At 61.8% G+C, this 18,810-nt stretch carries 24 protein-coding genes; 14 read left to right on the top strand and 10 right to left on the bottom strand.

The window, feature by feature from the left end; all coding sequences use genetic code 11:
* The first annotated feature begins 98 nt into the window (after positions 1–98).
* A complete protein-coding gene (locus BLU35_RS17140; protein ID WP_093233858.1) occupies positions 99–2,456 on the top strand; it encodes an Orn/Lys/Arg family decarboxylase in 2,358 nt (785 codons plus the stop codon).
* A gap of 23 nt (positions 2,457–2,479) precedes the next feature.
* Complete coding sequence (locus BLU35_RS17135) at positions 2,480–3,040, top strand: GNAT family N-acetyltransferase (protein WP_093233857.1); 561 nt, start codon at positions 2,480–2,482, stop codon at positions 3,038–3,040.
* 75 nt (positions 3,041–3,115) lie between these two features.
* Here BLU35_RS17135 and BLU35_RS36680 read toward each other — a convergent pair whose 3' ends face one another.
* Complete coding sequence (locus BLU35_RS36680; protein ID WP_093233856.1) at positions 3,116–3,355, bottom strand: helix-turn-helix domain-containing protein; 240 nt, start codon at positions 3,353–3,355, stop codon at positions 3,116–3,118.
* A 336-nt stretch (positions 3,356–3,691) separates the two neighbouring features.
* Positions 3,692–4,123, bottom strand: coding sequence for a VOC family protein (locus BLU35_RS17125; RefSeq protein ID WP_093233855.1), 432 nt, complete (start codon positions 4,121–4,123; stop codon positions 3,692–3,694).
* A 239-nt stretch (positions 4,124–4,362) separates the two neighbouring features.
* Here BLU35_RS17125 and wrbA point away from each other — a divergent pair, with 239 nt between their 5' ends.
* The 5 genes from wrbA to BLU35_RS17100 all read left to right on the top strand — a co-directional run bounded on the left by wrbA (position 4,363) and on the right by BLU35_RS17100 (position 8,052).
* Positions 4,363–4,962 (top strand): NAD(P)H:quinone oxidoreductase, encoded by a 600-nt coding sequence (wrbA, locus tag BLU35_RS17120; RefSeq protein WP_093233854.1) that lies wholly within the window; start codon positions 4,363–4,365, stop codon positions 4,960–4,962.
* 92 nt (positions 4,963–5,054) lie between these two features.
* A complete protein-coding gene (locus tag BLU35_RS17115) occupies positions 5,055–5,822 on the top strand; it encodes an SDR family NAD(P)-dependent oxidoreductase (protein WP_093233853.1) in 768 nt (255 codons plus the stop codon).
* Positions 5,823–5,846: 24 nt separating this feature from the next.
* Entirely contained in the window at positions 5,847–6,284 is a 438-nt protein-coding gene (locus BLU35_RS17110; protein WP_093233852.1) for an ester cyclase, read from the top strand.
* 30 nt (positions 6,285–6,314) lie between these two features.
* Complete coding sequence (locus BLU35_RS17105; protein WP_093233851.1) at positions 6,315–7,085, top strand: SDR family oxidoreductase; 771 nt, start codon at positions 6,315–6,317, stop codon at positions 7,083–7,085.
* Positions 7,086–7,104: 19 nt separating this feature from the next.
* Entirely contained in the window at positions 7,105–8,052 is a 948-nt protein-coding gene (locus BLU35_RS17100) for a quinone oxidoreductase family protein (RefSeq protein WP_093233850.1), read from the top strand.
* Between the two features lie 113 nt (positions 8,053–8,165).
* Here the strand turns inward: BLU35_RS17100 and BLU35_RS17095 are convergent, their stop codons facing one another.
* Entirely contained in the window at positions 8,166–9,092 is a 927-nt protein-coding gene (locus BLU35_RS17095) for a LysR family transcriptional regulator (protein WP_093233849.1), read from the bottom strand.
* A 129-nt stretch (positions 9,093–9,221) separates the two neighbouring features.
* Between BLU35_RS17095 and BLU35_RS17090 the strand changes: the two genes are divergently transcribed.
* The 6 genes from BLU35_RS17090 (at position 9,222) to BLU35_RS17065 (ending at position 13,292) form a co-directional block, all read left to right on the top strand.
* Positions 9,222–10,127, top strand: coding sequence for a pirin family protein (locus BLU35_RS17090; RefSeq protein ID WP_093233848.1), 906 nt, complete (start codon positions 9,222–9,224; stop codon positions 10,125–10,127).
* Between the two features lie 35 nt (positions 10,128–10,162).
* Positions 10,163–10,756 carry an NADPH-dependent F420 reductase gene (locus BLU35_RS17085; RefSeq protein ID WP_093233847.1) on the top strand — a complete coding sequence of 198 codons (594 nt, stop codon included), beginning with the start codon at positions 10,163–10,165 and terminating at the stop codon, positions 10,754–10,756.
* A 220-nt stretch (positions 10,757–10,976) separates the two neighbouring features.
* Positions 10,977–11,411: a DoxX family protein gene (locus tag BLU35_RS17080; protein WP_093233846.1), complete on the top strand. Its 435-nt coding sequence runs from the start codon at positions 10,977–10,979 to the stop codon at positions 11,409–11,411.
* Between the two features lie 74 nt (positions 11,412–11,485).
* Positions 11,486–11,962 (top strand): ester cyclase, encoded by a 477-nt coding sequence (locus BLU35_RS17075; RefSeq protein ID WP_093233845.1) that lies wholly within the window; start codon positions 11,486–11,488, stop codon positions 11,960–11,962.
* A 100-nt stretch (positions 11,963–12,062) separates the two neighbouring features.
* The gene (locus tag BLU35_RS17070) at positions 12,063–13,016 is read left to right on the top strand and encodes an alcohol dehydrogenase catalytic domain-containing protein (protein ID WP_162765156.1); all 954 of its coding nucleotides are present in this window, start codon (positions 12,063–12,065) and stop codon (positions 13,014–13,016) included.
* Between the two features lie 21 nt (positions 13,017–13,037).
* Positions 13,038–13,292 (top strand): hypothetical protein, encoded by a 255-nt coding sequence (locus BLU35_RS17065; protein WP_093233843.1) that lies wholly within the window; start codon positions 13,038–13,040, stop codon positions 13,290–13,292.
* A 13-nt stretch (positions 13,293–13,305) separates the two neighbouring features.
* Here the strand turns inward: BLU35_RS17065 and BLU35_RS17060 are convergent, their stop codons facing one another.
* From BLU35_RS17060 to BLU35_RS17030, 7 genes are all read right to left on the bottom strand, one after another.
* Positions 13,306–13,851: a flavin reductase family protein gene (locus BLU35_RS17060; RefSeq protein ID WP_093233842.1), complete on the bottom strand. Its 546-nt coding sequence runs from the start codon at positions 13,849–13,851 to the stop codon at positions 13,306–13,308.
* A gap of 59 nt (positions 13,852–13,910) precedes the next feature.
* Entirely contained in the window at positions 13,911–14,660 is a 750-nt protein-coding gene (locus BLU35_RS17055) for an SDR family oxidoreductase (RefSeq protein ID WP_093233841.1), read from the bottom strand.
* Positions 14,661–14,810: 150 nt separating this feature from the next.
* Positions 14,811–15,740 carry a helix-turn-helix domain-containing protein gene (locus tag BLU35_RS17050; protein WP_353615036.1) on the bottom strand — a complete coding sequence of 310 codons (930 nt, stop codon included), beginning with the start codon at positions 15,738–15,740 and terminating at the stop codon, positions 14,811–14,813.
* A gap of 96 nt (positions 15,741–15,836) precedes the next feature.
* Positions 15,837–16,118, bottom strand: coding sequence for an Atu4866 domain-containing protein (locus tag BLU35_RS17045; RefSeq protein WP_502688158.1), 282 nt, complete (start codon positions 16,116–16,118; stop codon positions 15,837–15,839).
* 96 nt (positions 16,119–16,214) lie between these two features.
* Positions 16,215–16,946, bottom strand: coding sequence for an SDR family oxidoreductase (locus BLU35_RS17040; RefSeq protein ID WP_093233839.1), 732 nt, complete (start codon positions 16,944–16,946; stop codon positions 16,215–16,217).
* A 56-nt stretch (positions 16,947–17,002) separates the two neighbouring features.
* The gene (locus BLU35_RS17035) at positions 17,003–17,296 is read right to left on the bottom strand and encodes a DUF1330 domain-containing protein (protein ID WP_093233838.1); all 294 of its coding nucleotides are present in this window, start codon (positions 17,294–17,296) and stop codon (positions 17,003–17,005) included.
* Between the two features lie 127 nt (positions 17,297–17,423).
* On the bottom strand, positions 17,424–17,711 hold the full coding sequence (locus tag BLU35_RS17030; RefSeq protein WP_143032945.1) for a hypothetical protein: 288 nt from the start codon (positions 17,709–17,711) through the stop codon (positions 17,424–17,426).
* A gap of 96 nt (positions 17,712–17,807) precedes the next feature.
* On the opposite strand from BLU35_RS17030, the gene BLU35_RS17025 reads away from it, so the two are divergent.
* The gene (locus BLU35_RS17025) at positions 17,808–18,737 is read left to right on the top strand and encodes a LysR family transcriptional regulator (RefSeq protein WP_093233836.1); all 930 of its coding nucleotides are present in this window, start codon (positions 17,808–17,810) and stop codon (positions 18,735–18,737) included.
* The last annotated feature ends 73 nt before the right edge of the window (positions 18,738–18,810 follow it).

The raw sequence follows: 18,810 nt of genomic DNA, 5'->3' as shown, positions 1-18,810 counted from the left end.
CGAGTTGGTCTCGAAGATCACAGATAATCCGGGCCGCTGTCACAACATCGTCATGAAACACACGAACAACTCGCTGCGTATAGATGGCGGAGGCTCAGATGGACTACTTCAGGCGCTTCACCTTTTTGTTCGCGACACCCGCCTTCGACAGCGAGGACCTGGAGGGGGCCCGCTACCACCAAATCGTCGAGGAGATCGAACGATCTGGTTTCGAGGTGGTGCGCGCGCGCAATCTCGAAGACGCTGAAATCGCCGTCCAGACGGACGCGGCCATCGGCTGCATGATGGTCGATTGGGGCAAGAAGGGTATGGAGGGCAAGACAGCCTCCCTCATCAATCTGATGCGCCGTCGCGGCCTCGAATTCCCCATCATTCTCTTGATCCGCCGCAAGCGCTTCGAGGATGTACCGGTCGAAGTGCTCGACTTCATCGACGGCTATGTCTTCCTGTCCGAGGAGACCCCTGCCTTCATCGCAAAGAACCTCATCAGCCGCCTCAAGCAGTACGCCGAGACGATGAAGACACCTTTCTTTGGCGCGCTGGTGGATTACGCCGAGGAAGGCAACCAGCTCTGGACATGTCCCGGCCATAATGGCGGCGTGTTCTATAGCCGCAGCCCGGTCGGACGCGTGTTTATGGAGCATCTGGGCGAAGCGGTATTCCGCGACGATCTCGACAATTCCGTGCTCGACCTCGGCGATCTCCTGACCCATGAGGGCCCGGCGCTCGCGGCGCAGAAGGAGGCCGCCAAGATTTTTGGCGCGGAGAAGACTTATTTCGTCCTCAACGGCACCTCGACCTCCAACAAGGTCGCGCTCTCCGCCCTCGTCACCGACGGCGACCTGGTTCTGTTCGACCGCAACAACCACAAGGCAGCGCATCACGGCGCGCTGATGATCTCCGGCGGTATCCCGGTCTATGTGCCGACCGCGCGAAACGCTCATGGCCTCATAGGGCCCATGGATTTTGGCTCTCTGAACGAGGAGACGCTGCGGCAGCGTATCCGCACCCACCCATTGGTCAAAGACCCCAACGCCTGGCAAAAGCCGCGCCCGTTTCGGGTGGCGGTGGTGGAACAGTGCACCTATGACGGCACGATCCACAATGCGGAGATGATCCTGAAGGCCATCGGGCATCTGTGCGACTACATCCTGTTCGATGAGGCCTGGGCGGGCTTCATGAAGTTTCATCCGCTCTATGCCGGACGTTTTGCCATGGGCCTTGCAGAACTCGGACCCGAAGCGCCGGGCATCATCGCCACGCAATCCACGCACAAGCAGCTTGCGAGCTTTTCACAGGCTTCGCAGATCCACATGAAGGATCGGCACATCACCGGCCAGAAGCGGCGGGTCGAACACCGGCGCTTCAATGAGAGCTTCATGCAGCACGCGTCGACATCGCCCTTCTATCCGCTCTTCGCCTCCCTGGACGTCGGTGCGCAGATGATGAAGGGCCGCTCTGGCGAAGTGCTGTGGGACGATACGATCCGCCTCGGCATCGAACTGCGCAAGAAGATACGGGCTGTGCGTCGGGAGTTCGAGGAGAAGGAGCGTCGGCCCGAGCGCCGCTGGTTTTTCGAGCCCTTCGTGCCGGACCGTGTGGCGATGCCGGATGTGGCAAGCCCTGGAGCGGTGCACGACGTGCCCTGGGAGAGTGTTGCCACCGATCAGCTCGCCACCAACCCGGCCTTCTGGCACCTCGCCCCAGGTGCTGCGTGGCACGGCTTTTCCGATATGGCCCCGGGCTTCGCAATGACCGATCCCAACAAACTCACGCTGCTCACGCCCGGGTTCGACAGGGCGACCGGCGCATATGCCGAGCACGGCATTCCGGCGCCGATTGTCGCGCAATACTTGCGTGAAAACCGGATCGTCGCGGAAAAGAACGACCTGAATTCCCTGCTGTTCCTGCTCACGCCCGGCGTCGAGGCAAGCAAGGCGGGCACGTTGATCAGCGGCCTCGTCGCCTTCAAGAGGCTTCATGACGACAATGCGCCCCTGGAAGAGGCAATCCCGGAATTCTATCGCCGCCGACCCGGTCGTTACGCTGGCGCGCGGTTGCGCGACCTGTGCGGCGACATGCATCGCTTCTTCCGCGACGCCAATGTCAGCGCGCTGCAGGCGAAGCAATTTTCCGAAGCGCACCTGCCTGATATTGCCCTATCGCCCCACGACGCGGCGCGCTGCCTCGTGCGCAACGATGTGAACTATCTTCCGATCGACGCCATCGCCGGGCGGATCGCAACGACGCCTTTCGTCGTCTATCCGCCGGGGATCGCCACCATCGTGCCGGGCGAGCGGTTGACCGAGCGAGCGCAGCCGATGATCGACTATCTCAAGATGTTCGAAGCCTGTTTCAACACGTTTCCCGGCTTTGACGTTGAGATCCAAGGTCTCTACCGTGAAACGGACGCATCGGGCCGCGTACGACTTCATACCTACGTCGTCGCCGAATAGGATTTAGGAATTTCGGATCCCTCATGCAGCAGGACAAGTCAATCGTCATTCGCCCGTCGCGGGACGGCGATGTGGACGCGATGCTGGCGATCTATCGCCGCCACATTCGCCGCGGCATCGAGGAGGGTGTGGACGAGGGCGACACGCCGCAGCCGGACGATCTGCGCGAGCGGCGGAAGAACTTGAAGAGCCGCCGCTTCCCGCACCTTGTCGCGATCAAGGAGGGCGCAGTGGTCGGCTACGCCTATGTCGTACTGTTTCGCAAACGACCTGCCTACCGCTACACCGTCAAGCACTCGATTTATGTTCATCACGAGCATCTCGGCCAAGGCATTGGAGGTCTGCTGATGCGCGGCCTGATCGACGCTTGTGTGGCAGCCGGCTTCCGGCAGATGATCGGCTATATCGATGCCGAGAATGTTGCCTCGCTGTCTCTGCACGATCGGTTCAACTTCGTTCGCGTTGGCCTCCTGCAGGGGGTAGCCTATCGCTACGGGCGCTGGGCGGACAGCGTCATGGTCCAACGCTCGCTCGGCACCGGCGCGACGACACCACCGCCTCCCCCGCCCCTCTCGACCCGTTGACGATCGAAGTTCGAAAACCCGGTGGGCTGCGCCCGCTTGAGCCCCCGCCGAGAGGCGGCCGCGACTCCCCGACCTTCATTCAGCACTCGATCTCTGACGCCGGCTAAAAGCCTTTGCGTAAACTGAGGGTGTCTTACCGACATAACCAAAGAACGCACTTGAAAACGCGGAGATCGAAGAGAAACCAACTTCGAAAGCAGTCTCCTTTATGGAACGACCCTCCTTGCGCAGAAGCTCCATCGCCCGGTTCATCCGCTGTTCACGGATGAACTCCCGCCAGCTTTGGCCAAGCTCGGCCTCTAGATGACGACGCAACGTCCGTTCCTACATGCCGGCGTACTCTGCCACTTCAGGCAAGGTAACACCCGTGCGTGACCAGCCTCCGGAGGAGATAGGACTTCATGGTGCGTTGTAACGGATCCGGAAATCGAGAGGACCGCATAGCCGGGTCATGCGCGGCACCGCCCAAACAAGTCTGACTACCGGATTGGCTGTTCCCCGATCGCCAGCTCGCACCTCTCAAAACCTTCGCGTGCGCAAGCTGGTTGGCCTAAGGGGTGCTCAAGGAGGCCGCCCCTTAGTCCCGCCGCTCTGTCGCTCAAAGCATCATATCAAGCCGCTCGCCCTCCGGACCTGGTTCGACGAGTTCGATCAGCACGTTGCCCGGCCCCTCAGATAGACAACCCGCCGCCCGGTCCAGGGGCCCTTCGCCACGACCTGCGGCGCTCCGAAGGCACTCCACCCGTAGGGGGCTGCCCTGCGCAGTATGGCATCGACGTCCCGCACCATGAAACCGACATGCGATCCCCCGCTGTCGCACGCCTGGAAGGCGAGCGCCTTTCGCCCATGCGCCGTCTTGTACTCCAGAAGTTCGATGACATGCGGGCCCCTTGCCAGCATGGCGAGCTCAATGGACCCGTCACGAACTCCCGTCACGTCGCGAACGAAATCACGGTCCTCCAATAAATCCCTTCCGATGAGCTCGAAGCCGAGAATGTTGATCCAGAAGTTCAGCGACGTTTTTAGGGACGAGACCGTAATCCCGAAATGATGGACCGCTATGCCTGATACGTCCTCAGGCATGGCCTCACACTCGCTTGCTTCCCGCAGAAGGCTACACGCCTGAAATTTCGGCAAAAGCGGCAAAGATTCGAGGATTACGGTCGAAGAAATCGAACGGTCGGGCTACCGCATCTCGCGCTATATCGTTCGATTTTCTCGACCGTAACCAATCATTTTATTCGACTATTCCCGCAAGCTATTTGATGCGAGCTTTTTCCCAAGCCGCAAGGGCGACTGCTTCAATCCAACGGAGAACAACAATGGCGAAAGTACTGGTCCTCTATTATTCGACCTACGGACATATCGAGACGATGGCCTATGCCATCGCGGAGGGCGCCCGAAAGGCGGGAGCCCATGTCGACGTCAAGCGCGTTCCGGAGACCGTTCCGGAGGAGATCGCGCGCAACAATCATTTCAAGCTCGATCAGGTAGCTCCGGTCGCCACCATTGCCGAGCTTGCGGGCTATGATGCGATCGTGGTTGGGACCGGCACGCGCTTTGGCCGTATGTCCTCGCAGATGGCTGCGTTTCTCGATCAGGCGGGCGGCCTGTGGGTCAAGGGGGCCTTGCATGGAAAGATTGGTGCGGCCTTTTCTTCCAGCGCAACCCAGCATGGCGGACAGGAAACCACCCTGTTCTCGATCATCACCAACCTCCTACATTTCGGCATGATGATCGTCGGGCTTCCTTACAGCCACCAGGGCCAGATGAGCGTCGACGAAATCGTCGGCGGCGCGCCCTACGGCGCAACCACGGTGGCCGGCGGCGACGGATCGCGCCGGCCGACCGAAATCGACCTCGCCGGTGCCCGCCACCAGGGCGAACTGGTAGCCGCTGCTGCCATCAAGGTCTTCGGCTAGGCCGATCCGTCGGAGGCTAGCGCCTTCGGCTTCCCATCAACCCCGACAATTCCAAGGAAACATCGTCCCGCGCGCGGGCGAGGAGCGAAGCCATGTCAGCGGATTTCGACGGCAAAGTGGTCCTGGTCACTGGCGCAGGCTCGGGGATCGGCCGGGAGGCGGCAAGGCTGTTTGCCGAGCGCGGTGCCCATGTTTTCGCGGCCGACATCAATCAGAGCGGCCTTGAGGAAACGAAGGACATCGCGGCGACGGGAAAGATCGATATCTTCAGCGTAGACGTTTCGAGTGAAGAGGAGGTGAAGGCCTTCCTCGCGCGCGTCGAGAAGGACGCCGGTCGGCTGGATGCGGCGTTCAACAACGCGGGCATCACCGGCGGTACTCACCGGATCGAGGACTACCCGACCGACGATTTCGACCGGGTGCTGACCGTCAACCTGCGCAGCGTGTTCCTTGGCATGAAATACGAGATCCCGCTGATCGCAAAAACAGGTGCGGGCGCGATCACCAACACGGCTTCCGTCGCGGCGCTGACCGGACCGGGCGGCATGAGCGCCTATGCCGCCTCCAAACACGGCATCCATGGTCTGACGCGCGTCGCGGCGATGGAGAACGCCAGCCGCAACATTCGCGTCAACGCGCTTGCCCCCGGCTGGACCGAGACACCGATGGTGGTGGCCAACAGCGCCCAGAACCCGGCTTTTGCCGACCTTGCCCGAAAAGCCATCCCCGCCAAGCGGGGCGGCCAGCCGCGCGAACTCGCCGAAGTGGCCGTGTGGCTCAGTTCCCCGGGCGCAAGCTACGTCTTCGGCCAGATGATCGTCGTCGACGGCGGCATGACCATCGGCGGTTTCGAACTCTAACCCCTGACATCGAAGGATACGACCATGACCAGAAGTGGAGAAAGCGAAGCGGCGATCGCAGTGGTTCGCCGGAACACCGAGGAAGTACAGGGAAAGGGCAATTTCGCCGTCTTCGACGAAGTGTTTTCCGAAGATTTTCTCGACCATACGCCGCAACCGAACATGGTGCCAGACAAGGAGGGTGTGCGCGGCCTCTATGCCGGCCTGCGCAAGGCTTTCCCGGATTTCCATGCGGTCATCCACTGGCAGACGGCCGACGGCAACCTCGTGACGACCTTCAAGACCTATTACGGCACGCATAAGGGAACCTTCCTCGGCATCGAGCCCACCGGCAAGACGATCCAGTTCGAGACGGTCGATGCCATGCGCGTCGTCGACGGCAAGATCACCGAACACTGGGGCGTCGCCAACCTCTATTCGCTTGTCGGCCAACTCGGCCTCCAGCTTCAGCCGAAGAGCTGAGCCATCCCATCTCGCCGAAGGAAACTTGCCATGAGTGACATTCTGAAGAACAAGGTGGTCGTCGTGACCGGCGCTTCGAGCGGCATCGGCCGCGCCATCGCCATCCGCGCCGCCGAACATGGGGCGAAAGCCGTGATCGTCGCCGATATCACCGAGGCGCCGCGCGAAGGCGGCCGACCGACAGTCGCGGAAATCGAGGCAGTCGGATCGGCCGCCCGCTTCGTCAAAACCGACGTCAGCAAACGCGCCGACAATGACGCCCTCATCGAAGCGTCGGCTGAATTCGGCGGCGTCGATGTCATGGTCGCCAATGCCGGGATCACGCTGCGCACCGACGGCGCGGACGTACCTGAGGAAGATTACCACCGGCTGTTGTCGATCAATCTCGATGGCCCGCTGTTCGGCGCGCAGGCCGCCGCCCGCCAGATGAAGGCGAATGGCAAGGGCGGCAGCATCGTGCTGATGGCCAGCATGGGCGGGATATCGGGCGCCGGCATCACGGTTGCCTATTCCACCAGCAAGGGCGGCGTCGTTCTCATGGCGAAATCGCTTGCCGACGCGCTCGGCCCCGACGGCATCCGCGTCAACGCCGTCGCACCGGGGACCATCGACACTGAGCTTTTGCGCACCAGCCCCGGCATTGCCGAGGCATCGGAAGGTTTTCGCAAGCGCACGCCGCTACGCCGCCTCGGCCATCCCTCCGAGGTGGGCGACGCGGTCGCCTATCTCGGCTCGGATCTCTCCAGCTACGTCTCGGGCATCGCGCTGCTCGTGGACGGCGGCCTGCTGGCTGTCCTCTGACCCCTAAAGGAACTCGACAATGAAAGCCCTTCGTTTCGAACAATTCGGCACGCCGGATGTGCTTGTTCACCGGGATATCCCCACCCCCGCCCTCAATGCCGGCGAAGTTCTCGTCAAGATCCACGCTGCGGCGATCAATCCGAGCGACGCCAAGATCGTCAGCGGATTGTTTGGCGGCGCGGTTCCGCGCACACCTGGGCGGGATTTCGCCGGCGTGGTCGTCGAAGGCAACGCACTTGTCGGCAAGCATGTCTGGGGCAGCGGCGCCGGATTCGGGTTTCGGCGCGACGGTGCGCACGCCGACTATGTCGTCCTGCCGGCAAGCTGGTTGTCGGAGAAGCCCGCGAGCCTGTCGATGGCCGAGGCGGCCGCGGTCGGGGCCCCCTTCGTCACCGCCTGGCATGCACTCGTCGATGTCGGCTCGCTGAAGAAGGGCGAGACGCTTCTGATTACCGGCGGTCTCGGAGCCGTCGGTCGGGCCGCCACACAGGTCGCTCGTCATCTTGGCGCCCGCGTCATCGTGGCCGCCAGAAGCGAAGCTCCAAACGACGCCGATGATTTCATCGACCTATCGAAAGCGAACCTGCCAGACGCCGTCCGCAAAGCGACCTGGGGCAAGGGAACCGATCTGGTTCTGGATGCGGTGGGCGGCGCCATGTTCGAGCCGTCGCTCAAATCACTGGCTGTGGGCGGCCGCCATCTCGCCATCACCAGCGTCGGCCAGAAGCGCGTCTCGTTCGATCTCGCCGATTTCTACCACAACCGTTCGGAGCTCTTGGGGGTCGACACCGCAAAGCTGTCGGGTGAAGAGATCGCAGGCATCCTCGACCGGCTAAGGGCCGCGTTCGACGATGGTTCCTTCAAGAAACCAGCCTTGCGGCAATGGGCATTCGACGAGGCGGGCGATGCCTATCGCAGCACCGCTTCGGGTGAAGCCGCAGCCAAGAATGTCCTCATCATGAATTGACCGTGGCGGCCGGTGCGCTCAGCGTAGTCGGTTCGCTTCTCGTCGGCCGATGCCTGACCGCCCGGTTGATTGCCAGGGTCAGCTCTGCGTGAAGAACGCTCGAAGTGCGACGCCTACCAACGGTTGGAATAGACCATGTCGTCGCCTTCGGCTTGGCCTTCGAAATGCGATATCAGGAAGCGGCCGGCGGGACCGGGAGGGACATCCGTGCGGTGGACCGCCTGGAGCCGATAGGGACCGCCCTTGCAGTCCGGTAGGTCGAGATGAACCAGGCGGCCGGTTCGAATGTCTTCTCTGACCATCGGCTCGGGCATGTTTCCCCAACCCATCCCCTCTTTCAAGAGCATATGCTTGGAGCCGAGATCGGCCAGGCGCCAGGTCCTTGCGCCGACAACGCCCAGCTCAAACCCTTCTGTCAATTTCGAACGATCGGTGAGAACGAGCTGGACGTGCTCGCGCCCGGCGCCCGGAAGGTTCCTGCCCGCCTTTGCCAACGGATGGGATGGTGCTGCCACGGGAACAAGCTGGACGAAGCCGGCGCCGATCCGCTCAATGCCATCAATCTCGATATCGAGCGGCCCGCTGACGCCGATCACCGCCTTGCGATCCAGCACCATCTGCGCAACCGCGCCCAACGCTTCCACATAGAGATGGAGCGTGACAGACGGAAACTCTTCGCTGAACGCCTTCAATGCATCGGTAACGCGTGCAGCGGGCAGCATGACGTCCAGCGCCACATGAATCTCGGGCTCAACGCCCTCGAGCATTGCCCTTACCTTCGCCCGCAGACCGCTGACGCCGTTCGACACGATCCTCGCCTCGGCGAGCACCGTGCGTCCTTCGGTCGTCAGCTGCGGCTTCTTCGTCGTGTCGCGATCGAACAGGGAAATTCCGAGCTGTGCCTCAAGGTTCGCGATCGAGTAGCTGATGACCGATGTGGCCCTGCCCAGCTTGCGCGCGGCCCCCGCGAAACTGCCGACATCCACCACGGTGAGAAACACCTTAAGTTGATCAAGGGTCGGCATGCCCGGATTCTGCATATCTATTTCCTCGAACGTTTGCCTTCATTTTATGTCAGTTTTTTCCACAAGCGACCAGCGGTAATTTCGAACTCGACAGCAACGTCCCCCTCGCCTCCCGGCTGAGACTGGATCGTTGAAGGAGCGAAAATGACTTATGCCTCGAATACACGAATAGAACAGATCATCCTCCCGGCGACGCGCGATCTTGGCGGGTTCTCGGTCAAGCGTGCGCTTCCGTCACCGCTGCGACGCACGGTCGGTCCCTTCATATTTCTGGACAGCTTCGGACCCGTGACGTTCGGTCCCGGCGCCGGGATCGACTCGCGACCGCACCCGCATATCGGACTGTCGACGATCAGCTATCTGATCAACGGAGAAATCATCCATCGCGACAGCGAGAATTATGTCCAGAAGATAAGGCCGGGTGAAGTCAACGTGATGACCGCAGGTAGGGGGATTGTCCACTCCGAGCGCAGCAGCGACACGCTACGCCAGAGAGGAGGACGTCTGTTCGGCTTTCAAAGCTGGGTGGCGCTTCCGACCACGCACGAGGAAACGGACCCTGGCTTCCAGCATATTGCGGCGGATGCGCTACCGCGCATCGAGGGGGAAGGCGTCGACATGCGCCTGATCGCAGGCTCGCTTCATGGCGCGCGCGCGCCGGCAAGAATGTTCTCCGACATGTTCAATGCCGACGTGGCCCTGGCGGCCGGCGCGCGCTTCCGCCTCGACGGTGAGCACATCGAGCGGGCCGTCTTCGTCATCAGTGGAACGATCGAAGTCACCGGACAGCAAGAGCGGTTCAGGCAGGATCAACTGGTTGTCTTCAAACCCGGCTCCGAAATCGTCCTCCAGGCGATTGGCCCAGCGCGGCTCATGGTGCTGGGCGGCGAACCGCTCGCCGAGAAACGGCACATTTTCTGGAACTTCGTGTCGAGCCGCCGCGACCGCATCGAGCAGGCGGCCCTCGACTGGCAAGACCGGGTGTTCCCAGGTGTACCGGGAGAAACGGAGTTTACGCCGCTGCCCGACGGGCCCAGAAACATCACCTAGCCCCATCCCAAACAAGGAAACTGAAGGAAATCGAAATGACCTACGCAATCATCGGATCCGGTGCCATTGGCTCGGCGCTCATCGAACATTTCGCGTCAAAGGAAATACCTGTCAAAGTGGCCAACAGCCGAGGGCCCGCATCGCTTGCTGCCGCCAGGAAGTCCGGCGACACGACAATCCCCGTCGAGATCGACGAAGCCGTGGCGCAGGATATCGTCATCCTCGCCCTGCCGTTCACGGCGGTGCCCGACCTGGCAAAGGTTCGCAAGGACTGGACGGGGACGATCGTCATCGACGCCACCAATGCGATCACCTTCCCCGAATTCCGCCCCGCCGACCTTGGCGGCAGGCTATCGAGCGAGATCGTCGCGGAGACGCTTCCAGGCGCAAAAGTGGTCAAGGCCTTCAACACGCTTCCGGCCGCCGTGCTCGCAGCCGACCCCGCCGAGGCGTCGGGACGCCGGGTCGTGTTGTTGTCCGGCGACGATAAAGACGCCAACACCCGCGTCGCAGACCTTGTCGAGAAACTAGGCTTTGCGGCACTCGATCTCGGTGGCCTCAAGGCCGCCGCGCCCATGCAACAGTTCGGCGGTCCGCTGGTGGCGGTCAATCTGATCAAGAAGGGCTGACGGAGCCCTTTCACGGCCCGCCCATACTCAGCGTCAACGCCCTCATCGCGCCAGCGATGGGGGTTTCCGCATGGGAATCCGTGGCTGGAACGCAGCCTAAAACGTTCGAAATTATAGAGCGTTATCGTCTATTTTATTCGGCTTTTGCGATGAGTTCGATCGCGGCATAGTTGTTTCCACAGAGCGGCCATGGTGGCTGCCGATTTCAAAGGAAACCAGCATGTCGCATATCGCAACCGCTCGTCAGATCGAAGACCTGACGTCCTCCGCCGCCGTTCAGGCCGTTCTGCCGGCCATCGGTCGCATCCTCATCAGCCTGATCTTTCTGCTGTCGGGCTTCAGCAAGCTCACCGCCCCGGCGATGACGATCGGCTATATCGAATCCGTCGGGCTGCCGTTCCCGACGCTGGCCTATGGCGCAGCACTCGCTGTGGAACTCATCGGCGGCGCCGCCCTTGTCCTCGGCTACCAGACGCGCCTCGTCGCAGCGGGTCTTGCCGTGTTCTCCGTCGCCACAGCAGTCAGCTTCCACAACGACCTCGCAGACCTGAACCAGTTCGTTCACTTCTTCAAGAACATCGCCATGGCCGGTGGCCTGTTGCATGTCGTCGCTTTCGGCGGCGGCAAGTTCAGCATCGATGGCTGGCGCCGCTAGGCGGAAGGATCGCGCCGGCTTTCGAGCCGGCGCTCCTGTGTCAGCTTCCACTCCAAGCAAGAAAGGCAGATCCCATGCGCGTCCTGAAGATCCTTCCGTTGGTCGCTTCGCTGCTTGCCGGCGGCTGGGCAATGGCAGCACCGCAGAACGAGGAAACGGAAATCGCGGTCAAATGGTACGAAGCCTTCGACAAGAACAAGCCGGAGATCCTTGAAGCCATTCTCGCCGACGGTTGGCGTGACATTCCCGATGCACCCGACGCCCCTCGCGGAGCGCAATCCGCGAAGGGCGTCCTGAGAATGCTTCACACCGCCTTCCCGGACTTTCAGATCACGGTCGAGGACATCATCTCCGACGGAAACAAGGTCGTCGTCCGATCGACAATCTCGGGTACCCACAAGGGTTCATTTGCCGGGTTCCCGGCATCCGGGCGGAAACTGCTCATCCAGGCCGTCGATATTCACCTTGTCGAGGACGGCAGGATCCAAAAGACCTGGCACACCGAGGATTGGATGTCCGGTCTCACCCAGCTCGGTGCGTTCAAGCGCTGACGCTGTAAGCCGAAATACCAGCAAACGCATTTTTGCGATCTCACTCACCCCGAAGTCCGATCAACAGGTCGGCGGGCCCCGCCTGCCCATGGAGAAAGCCATGACCTACGTCGTCAAATACAGCCAGTGGGGCGGTCCATCCGTCCTGCGCGTCGAACAGGAAAATGCCCGCGCACCCGGCGCCGGCGAAGTGGTGATCAGGCAGCAGGCGATCGGCGTGAACTTCGTCGACACCATGTTCCGGGACGGCACGTTCAAGGTCGGTCTGCCCGCTGTGGCCGGCGTGGAGGGCGCCGGTATAGTCGAGACGGTCGGTCCGGGCGTCACGCGCTTCGCCCCCGGCGACCGTGTCGCCTATTTCTTCGCCCCCGGCAGCTACGCCGCAGAGCGCGTTGTGAGCGAGGACGTCCTCGTGAAACTGCCCGACGACGTTTCGGCTGAGACGGCAGCGACCATTCTCACCAAGGGTCTGACCACCTGGATGGCAATCAACGCCATGGCGAAACCCGGCGAAGGCGACCGCGTGCTCGTTCAGGGTGCGACGGGCGGCGTCGGAAACCTGCTTGCCCGCTGGCTGCGGGCGCGCGGGATCACGGTGATCGGAACCGGGTCGCAACGTAAGCTCGCCGGTCTGGAGCAGGCGGTCGACCACGCATTTGCATATGAGACCGTCGCGCTCGACGAGCACATCCGCACCGTCGCCCCCAATGGCGTCGATATCGTCTATGAACTGGTCGGCGCAACGACCTTTGCCACGACGCTCGGCGTGATCCGCGATGGCGGAACGATTGCTGTGATTGGCGCGGCATCGGGTGGCGCCGCCATCGATGAGGCGGGACTCAGCCGTCGCGGCATCCGCCTGGTGCGTGGCAGCACCGGCCAGCATGTGACGAAGGACAACCTTCAGGCCGCCGCCGACGAAGTGTTCGATGCCTGGCGGAGCGGGGTGTTCGGCACGGTCAGCGCCCGGAAATATCCTCTGTCGGAAGCGCAGCGCGCGCATGCCGACATTCTCGAACGCCGCGGCGACGGCCCCATGGTGCTCGTCCCCTGATCGGCTTCGAAGGAAACCGTCATGTCCGGTTGTGACAATCTTCATCCCGCTTTCCGGGATATTGCGGCGGCCGACGATGCCCGCCGCAGGCGCCCCCGCCCGTCGCTGGTCGAAGCTCTCGCCGCAGCGGTCGTCCTGATGCTCGTGTTTGCGGTCAACTTCGATCGATGGATGGGCAATGCCAATGCCGGAGCGCCCTCGGCGCTAACCGCTTTCGACGAGACCAGGCCGGAGCTCGACCATTGCCGAGGGGCTTTCCAGCCCGGCGACTGCTAAGTCGGCGATGGCGTCACCTCGGAAGGTGACGCCATTTCACCATATGCTCGCTGAGATCGAGCACATCGCCATCGGTGGCAAAAAAACCGTCGCCGCGATGATGCAGGGTCCGCCGCTCCTTGCGGTCCGTGTCGATCCACAGCCGCTCGGCCTGCAGGATGAAGAGGTTATAGGCCTCGACGGTATCGACCACCCTGCATTCGATGTTGGCAAGGCACTCGCCGATCAGTGGCGCCGCGACACTGCGTGCCGGCTGCGGCGTCAGGGCGAAACGCTCGAACTTGTGGACCGTGCCGCCCGAGCAATTGCCGATATCGACGACCGCCCTTGCAAGATCGATGGTCGGGACGGCGATGACGCATTCACCGGTCGCTCTCAGAGCGCGGTAGCTATGATCCCAGGGACCGATGACACAGCCGATCAAGGGCGGTGTGTGCTGGATCATCATGTGGAAGCCCATCGTCATGACGTTGGGCGTTCCTTCGTAGCTGGTCGTCACGAGCACAATCGGACCCGGTTCGAGCTGACGAAAGGCCCCGGAGGCTGGTACTTCCTTCATGGGAAAACTCCTTGATCGTCGGCCTCCCCATCTCGGACGGGAAGGCCGATGGTTCACGACTACCAGCCCTGTTCAACCGGCAGGACGAAGAGCTCGGCCACATTGACGTGCGCGGGTGCCTGGGCCGCAAACACGATCGTGTCGGCCACGTCGGCGCTTTGCAGGAAAGTCATCTGCTTGGCGAGATCATCCATCTGCTGGCGGTAGCCCGGATCCGTGATCTGGTCATAAAGTTCGGTCGCGACCGCGCCGGGCTGGATGCAGGTGACGCGGATGTTGTGCTTCTGGCCGACCTCCATGCGCAGACCGTCGGAGAAGGCGGTCACGGCATGCTTCGTGGCGCAATAGACCGACAGTCCCTTGAAGACCTTGCGGCCGGCGATCGAGGAGGTGTTGAAGATGTGGCCGGAATTCTGCTTGATCATCTGCGGCAGCACGGCCGCCGTCGTGTTCAAGAGGCCCTTCACGTTGACGTCGACCATGCGAAGCCATTCGGCCGTCTTGAACTGGTCGATGTCGGAAAGCGGCATCAGGCCGGCATTGTTGAAGAGAATGTCGATCGTGCCATAGGCATCGATCAGCTTCTTCACGCCAGCTTCGACGGAAGCCGGATCGACCACGTCCATCTCGATGACCAGGGCTTCACCACCCTTCTCAGTGATTTCGGCCTTCAGCTCTTCCAGACGATCGGCGCGCCGTGCCGCGATGCCAACCTTTACGCCGGCTCTGGCAAGCGCAAGCGCCGTTGCTGCGCCAATGCCGCTCGAAGCACCGGTGACCAGTGCGACTTTGCCGTTGATATTCGCCATGATGATATCTCCTTGTTGCTTGCAAACCCGCTCCGGAAGCGGAGAGGTGTTTGCTTTCGACAAGGAGAACCCTATGAAATCCGGGATTTTTCCTCTCCCGGTGGCTTGCCGAGGCTATCGGGATTTTGCTCAATTCTGCGCCGAATGAGCCTAGCCCCTGCGATAGTCGCTCGGCGTAAGCCCCGTTTCACGGCGGAAAATCTGGGCGAAGTGGCTGGGACTGGAATAACCGACCGAAAGGCCGATCTCGATGATGCTGGTGTCGGTTTCCTGCAGCAACTGCTGGGCCTTGGCCACCCGCTGCCGGATGAAATAGTGCGAGGGAGGAAGACCCGTCGCCTTCTTGAACAACCGGCTGAAATGGAATTCGCTGATGCCGACCTCCTGTGCCAGGCGGCCGAGATCGAACGGCTCCTCGACATGTTTCTCCATGAAGGCGATCGCTCTCCTGAGTTTTGCGCCGGGCAAGGCGTTCTGCGCACGCATCTCGGTATTGGCGACCGCATAGTGGCGCACGAGATGGACGGCAAGGCTTTGCGCCAACCCTTCGACATAAAGCGGGCTGCCACCGCCATCCGCTGCCAGTTCCTCGTTAAGGAGACTAAGGATATTCGAGAGCGTCGCGTCGCGGCCGCCGGAGACGTCCTTCAAGGTTACGTTCCCGCCGTCCTTGCCGAACATCGCCTCGACCACCCGCTCGAACAGCGGCACGGAAACGTAAAGATGCATGACGCGAAAGGATTGGTTGCCCTCGGCCCGCCAGCGCATTTCATAAGGCACCGGCGAGCATGTCAGGAAGAAATCGCCGACCTCGACGCGGTTTGCCATCCATTCGCCGCCGAGATCCCGCTCCTCGACAACGGCACTGCCAGACATGATCCAGACGATAAGAGGCTCGGCGACGGCGGGCAGCAGGAAGGGATGTTGAGCGCGGTGTCGCGAGAGCACCTGCACGAAGACATCTCTCCACGCCGGTCCGTCGCCGCTTTCCAGCGTGTTTCCGCTGATGTAACTTTCGAGACCGACCGGGGAGGTTCGCTCGGGGATGGGCAGATACGCGGATGGTTCGTCCAAAGCCATGATCGTCTCCCTACCCATGGATCGCTCAAGCAAATGTGGCGCCGGAATCAAGGATATCCGGCGCCAGGGAAAAGGGAAGAACGAAGACTTCGCCGCTTAGTCCGGTTTCTTTCCGTCGCGATAGAGGATCATGCCGGCATGGTGCAGCACTCCGTCGATGAAATCGCCATCGGCGGTAAATCCGGTATCGTCCCAGTAGTCGATGTGATTGCCGCGGACTTCGTATCGTCCCTGATAAGCGCTTTCCCGTCGGCCACGCGCCTCGTCATAGCGGCCGTTCGGCAACAGGTTGTGACGAATGCGGCCATCCGCGGTGATCCACATACCGACATAGGGATGCGCCTGGTCTGGTAGAGTTGTGTTCCGGATCATTGTCATCTGGGAATATCCTTCCTGGGCGGAGGCCATGCAAAACAGCATCGCGGCAAGGTCCGCCGTTGCAAGTCCGGATCGGTTCGGCATCCCGTCCTCCGATCACATGCTTGCAGTGGGGCGGATGACGATTTCGCTGGTATCGACATCCGCGGGTTGGCCGATCACATGCACGATCGCGTCAGCGATGGCCTCCGGCTTCAGAGCTATCTGGCGATAGGCGACCATCGCTTCGGCGGCAGTCGGATCGGTGATGCTATCGGCCAGTTCCGATTCCACGACGCCCGGATACACGCAGGTCACGCGGATCCGGTCGTTTTCCTGCCGCAACCCATCGGAAATAGCCCGCACGGCATATTTGGTGGCGCAGTAGACGGCGGCCGTCGGCGATACCGAAAGGCCTCCGACGGACGAGACGTTGATCACCTGCCCGGCGCCCTGCCGGTTCATGGCGGGCAGCACGGAGGCGATGCCGTAAAGCACGCCCTTGATGTTGACGTCGACCATCCGGTCCCATTCATCCACTTTCAGCGAAGCCATTGGCGAAAGCGGCATGACGCCGGCATTGTTGACGATCACGTCGATGCGCCCAAAGGCATCGAGCGCGGTATCGGCGAAGGCCTGGACATCCGCGCGGGACGTGACGTCGAGGCTCCGGTAGAGTGCCTTGCCGCCTGTGGCAGTGATCTCGGCGGCCAGGGTTTCGAGGCGGTCGATGCGTCGTGCCCCAAGCACGACCACGGCGCCGGCCTTGGCAAGGGCGCGTGCCGTCGCCTCGCCGATGCCGCTGCTGGCGCCGGTGACGAGAACGATCTTGTCTGTGATGTTGCTCATAGGAATGTCCTTTCTTGAGGTGTGATGGTCATGTTGCGGCTTCGCACCAACGATCGTCACGCCGGCTCGAAGCCGCGCAGGGCGATGATCCGCGAGCCCGCCGCAGACTGTCTTTGTCTTGCGAGAGGCGTATAGGCCGGCGACGCGAAAAGATCGCGGATCGCCTGCATGTCGGGGAATTCGATGATCAGCATGTTGCTCGCCTCCCAGCCTTCGAGCTGGAGCGGGGCATCATCAAGGGCAATGAGCCGGCCGCCGGCTTCGGCGACGAGCGGCAGTGCCTTGGAACGGTAATCGGCAATCGCATCATGATCTTGAATGTCGAGATCGACAACGAGGTAGGCTGACATGGGTGGCTCCTGTTTGCTGCGGCCTCATCCAATCCGGATGGGTCGACTGGACCTAGGCCCATCACGGGCAGAACTCTCTTGCCGGCTTGCGCGAGCCGTCGGGATCTTGCGCAAGGCGCTTCTCTGGCTATGCCGCAGGCGCCTGTCTGGCATCGAACAGCGACATGCGCTCCTGCGTGATCAGCAGAGCTTTTTCCTCCAGCGGATAACCGGCATGGCGAATGACGTTGAAAAGCGTTTCGACGATTTCTTTCCGGGAAGCCCCAAGGGACGCTTTGTGGTCATCTTGCGGGTAAGCGGCATCCTGAGCGGCAACCTGGCTGGCAAGTGCGCCGACGATTGCCCCGGTGGCAAACATGATCTTCAAAGAGGTCATCGTACTTCCTTTCATCGCGGGTGCCGTTTCGATCCCCATTCGGCGCCTGCGCCGTGGGATGAAGGAAGAATAGATGCGGTTGATTGTCGTCGGTATTCCGTTGTAACTAATCAGATTGGTTAGCATGGTGCGACAATGATGCTGGATCTGAACCTGCTGCCGCTTTTCCTCGCGGTGGCCGAGGAGGCGAATTTCGTGGCCGCCGCCGCCCGCCTCGGCGTCACGCGCTCGGCCATCAGCCAGGGCATCCGGCGGCTGGAAGACGGCTGCGGGATAGCGCTCGTCACCCGCACCACGCGCAGCGTCCGGCTCACCGAAGCGGGTGAGCGCCTGCGCGATACGCTTTCGCGTCCGATGGCCGAGGTCCTGTCTGCGCTCGAAGATGTTGGCGGTAACGCCAACCCCCACGGTGTGCTTCGCATCGCGGTGACCTCGATTGCCGAAGATTTTCTCTCCGGGCCTCTTGTCGCCTCCTTTGCTGAGGCCTACCCCAATATCATCGTCGACGTGACGGTGACGGACGATACGTTCGATATCGTCGCCGGCGGCTTCGATGCAGGGGTGCGGCTGGGGGATGTCATCGAGCAGGATATGGTGGCCGTTCCACTGTCGGGCGAACAAAAGGAAGTCGTCGTGGCGAGCCCCGCCTATTTCGAAGCCCACGGGTTTCCGACACATCCGAGGGACCTGATCCATCATCGCTGCATCGGATGGCGTCCGTCACCGGACACGGCTCCCTACCGGTGGGAATTCGCCCAGGAAGGGGAAGCCTTCGACGTTTCGGTCGAACCCCAGATCACCACGAATGACCTGCGCCTTATGATACGGGCGGCACTGGCCGGCGGCGGCATTACATTCGCGCTGGAGGAGACCTTTCGCCCCTACCTCGAACGAGGCGAGTTGGTTTCAATCCTGGAAGACTATCTGCCGCCCTTCCCGGGATTTTTTCTCTATTTCCCCAGCCGGCACAATATGGCGCCCAAGTTGCGCGCCCTGGTTGACCACGTCCAACGTTTCAGACGCGAACGCCTCAGGACCAAAACAGGTGCTACGCCCTTGGCGTGAGCCATCCGGTTTCCAGCAAGATCGACAAGTACCCGTGATGCCAAATGGCTGGCCGCAAGCCGGCGAAGCCGAA

The organism is Sinorhizobium sp. NFACC03 (assembly GCF_900103435.1).
Classification (GTDB): domain Bacteria; phylum Pseudomonadota; class Alphaproteobacteria; order Rhizobiales; family Rhizobiaceae; genus Ensifer.
Note: the sequence above shows the minus strand (reverse complement) of the source record. Positions and strands in the feature narration are given on the sequence as shown.

Excerpts from the sequence above, each read along its gene's own strand:
- BLU35_RS17045 (WP_502688158.1), bottom strand. The coding sequence starts at position 16,118 with ATGACAATGATCCGGAACACAACTCTACCAGACCAGGCGCATCCCTAT.
- BLU35_RS17025 (WP_093233836.1), top strand. The coding sequence starts at position 17,808 with ATGATGCTGGATCTGAACCTGCTGCCGCTTTTCCTCGCGGTGGCCGAG.
- BLU35_RS17070 (WP_162765156.1), top strand. The coding sequence starts at position 12,063 with ATGACCTACGTCGTCAAATACAGCCAGTGGGGCGGTCCATCCGTCCTG.
- BLU35_RS17115 (WP_093233853.1), top strand. The coding sequence starts at position 5,055 with ATGTCAGCGGATTTCGACGGCAAAGTGGTCCTGGTCACTGGCGCAGGC.
- BLU35_RS17040 (WP_093233839.1), bottom strand. The coding sequence starts at position 16,946 with ATGAGCAACATCACAGACAAGATCGTTCTCGTCACCGGCGCCAGCAGC.
- BLU35_RS17110 (WP_093233852.1), top strand. The coding sequence starts at position 5,847 with ATGACCAGAAGTGGAGAAAGCGAAGCGGCGATCGCAGTGGTTCGCCGG.
- BLU35_RS17075 (WP_093233845.1), top strand. The coding sequence starts at position 11,486 with ATGCGCGTCCTGAAGATCCTTCCGTTGGTCGCTTCGCTGCTTGCCGGC.
- BLU35_RS17030 (WP_143032945.1), bottom strand. The coding sequence starts at position 17,711 with ATGGGGATCGAAACGGCACCCGCGATGAAAGGAAGTACGATGACCTCT.
- BLU35_RS17095 (WP_093233849.1), bottom strand. The coding sequence starts at position 9,092 with ATGCAGAATCCGGGCATGCCGACCCTTGATCAACTTAAGGTGTTTCTC.
- BLU35_RS17125 (WP_093233855.1), bottom strand. The coding sequence starts at position 4,123 with ATGCCTGAGGACGTATCAGGCATAGCGGTCCATCATTTCGGGATTACG.
- BLU35_RS17085 (WP_093233847.1), top strand. The coding sequence starts at position 10,163 with ATGACCTACGCAATCATCGGATCCGGTGCCATTGGCTCGGCGCTCATC.
- BLU35_RS17090 (WP_093233848.1), top strand. The coding sequence starts at position 9,222 with ATGACTTATGCCTCGAATACACGAATAGAACAGATCATCCTCCCGGCG.
- BLU35_RS17080 (WP_093233846.1), top strand. The coding sequence starts at position 10,977 with ATGTCGCATATCGCAACCGCTCGTCAGATCGAAGACCTGACGTCCTCC.
- BLU35_RS17055 (WP_093233841.1), bottom strand. The coding sequence starts at position 14,660 with ATGGCGAATATCAACGGCAAAGTCGCACTGGTCACCGGTGCTTCGAGC.
- BLU35_RS17050 (WP_353615036.1), bottom strand. The coding sequence starts at position 15,740 with ATGGCTTTGGACGAACCATCCGCGTATCTGCCCATCCCCGAGCGAACC.
- BLU35_RS17100 (WP_093233850.1), top strand. The coding sequence starts at position 7,105 with ATGAAAGCCCTTCGTTTCGAACAATTCGGCACGCCGGATGTGCTTGTT.
- BLU35_RS17135 (WP_093233857.1), top strand. The coding sequence starts at position 2,480 with ATGCAGCAGGACAAGTCAATCGTCATTCGCCCGTCGCGGGACGGCGAT.
- BLU35_RS17060 (WP_093233842.1), bottom strand. The coding sequence starts at position 13,851 with ATGAAGGAAGTACCAGCCTCCGGGGCCTTTCGTCAGCTCGAACCGGGT.
- BLU35_RS17065 (WP_093233843.1), top strand. The coding sequence starts at position 13,038 with ATGTCCGGTTGTGACAATCTTCATCCCGCTTTCCGGGATATTGCGGCG.
- BLU35_RS17105 (WP_093233851.1), top strand. The coding sequence starts at position 6,315 with ATGAGTGACATTCTGAAGAACAAGGTGGTCGTCGTGACCGGCGCTTCG.
- BLU35_RS17035 (WP_093233838.1), bottom strand. The coding sequence starts at position 17,296 with ATGTCAGCCTACCTCGTTGTCGATCTCGACATTCAAGATCATGATGCG.
- wrbA (WP_093233854.1), top strand. The coding sequence starts at position 4,363 with ATGGCGAAAGTACTGGTCCTCTATTATTCGACCTACGGACATATCGAG.
- BLU35_RS17140 (WP_093233858.1), top strand. The coding sequence starts at position 99 with ATGGACTACTTCAGGCGCTTCACCTTTTTGTTCGCGACACCCGCCTTC.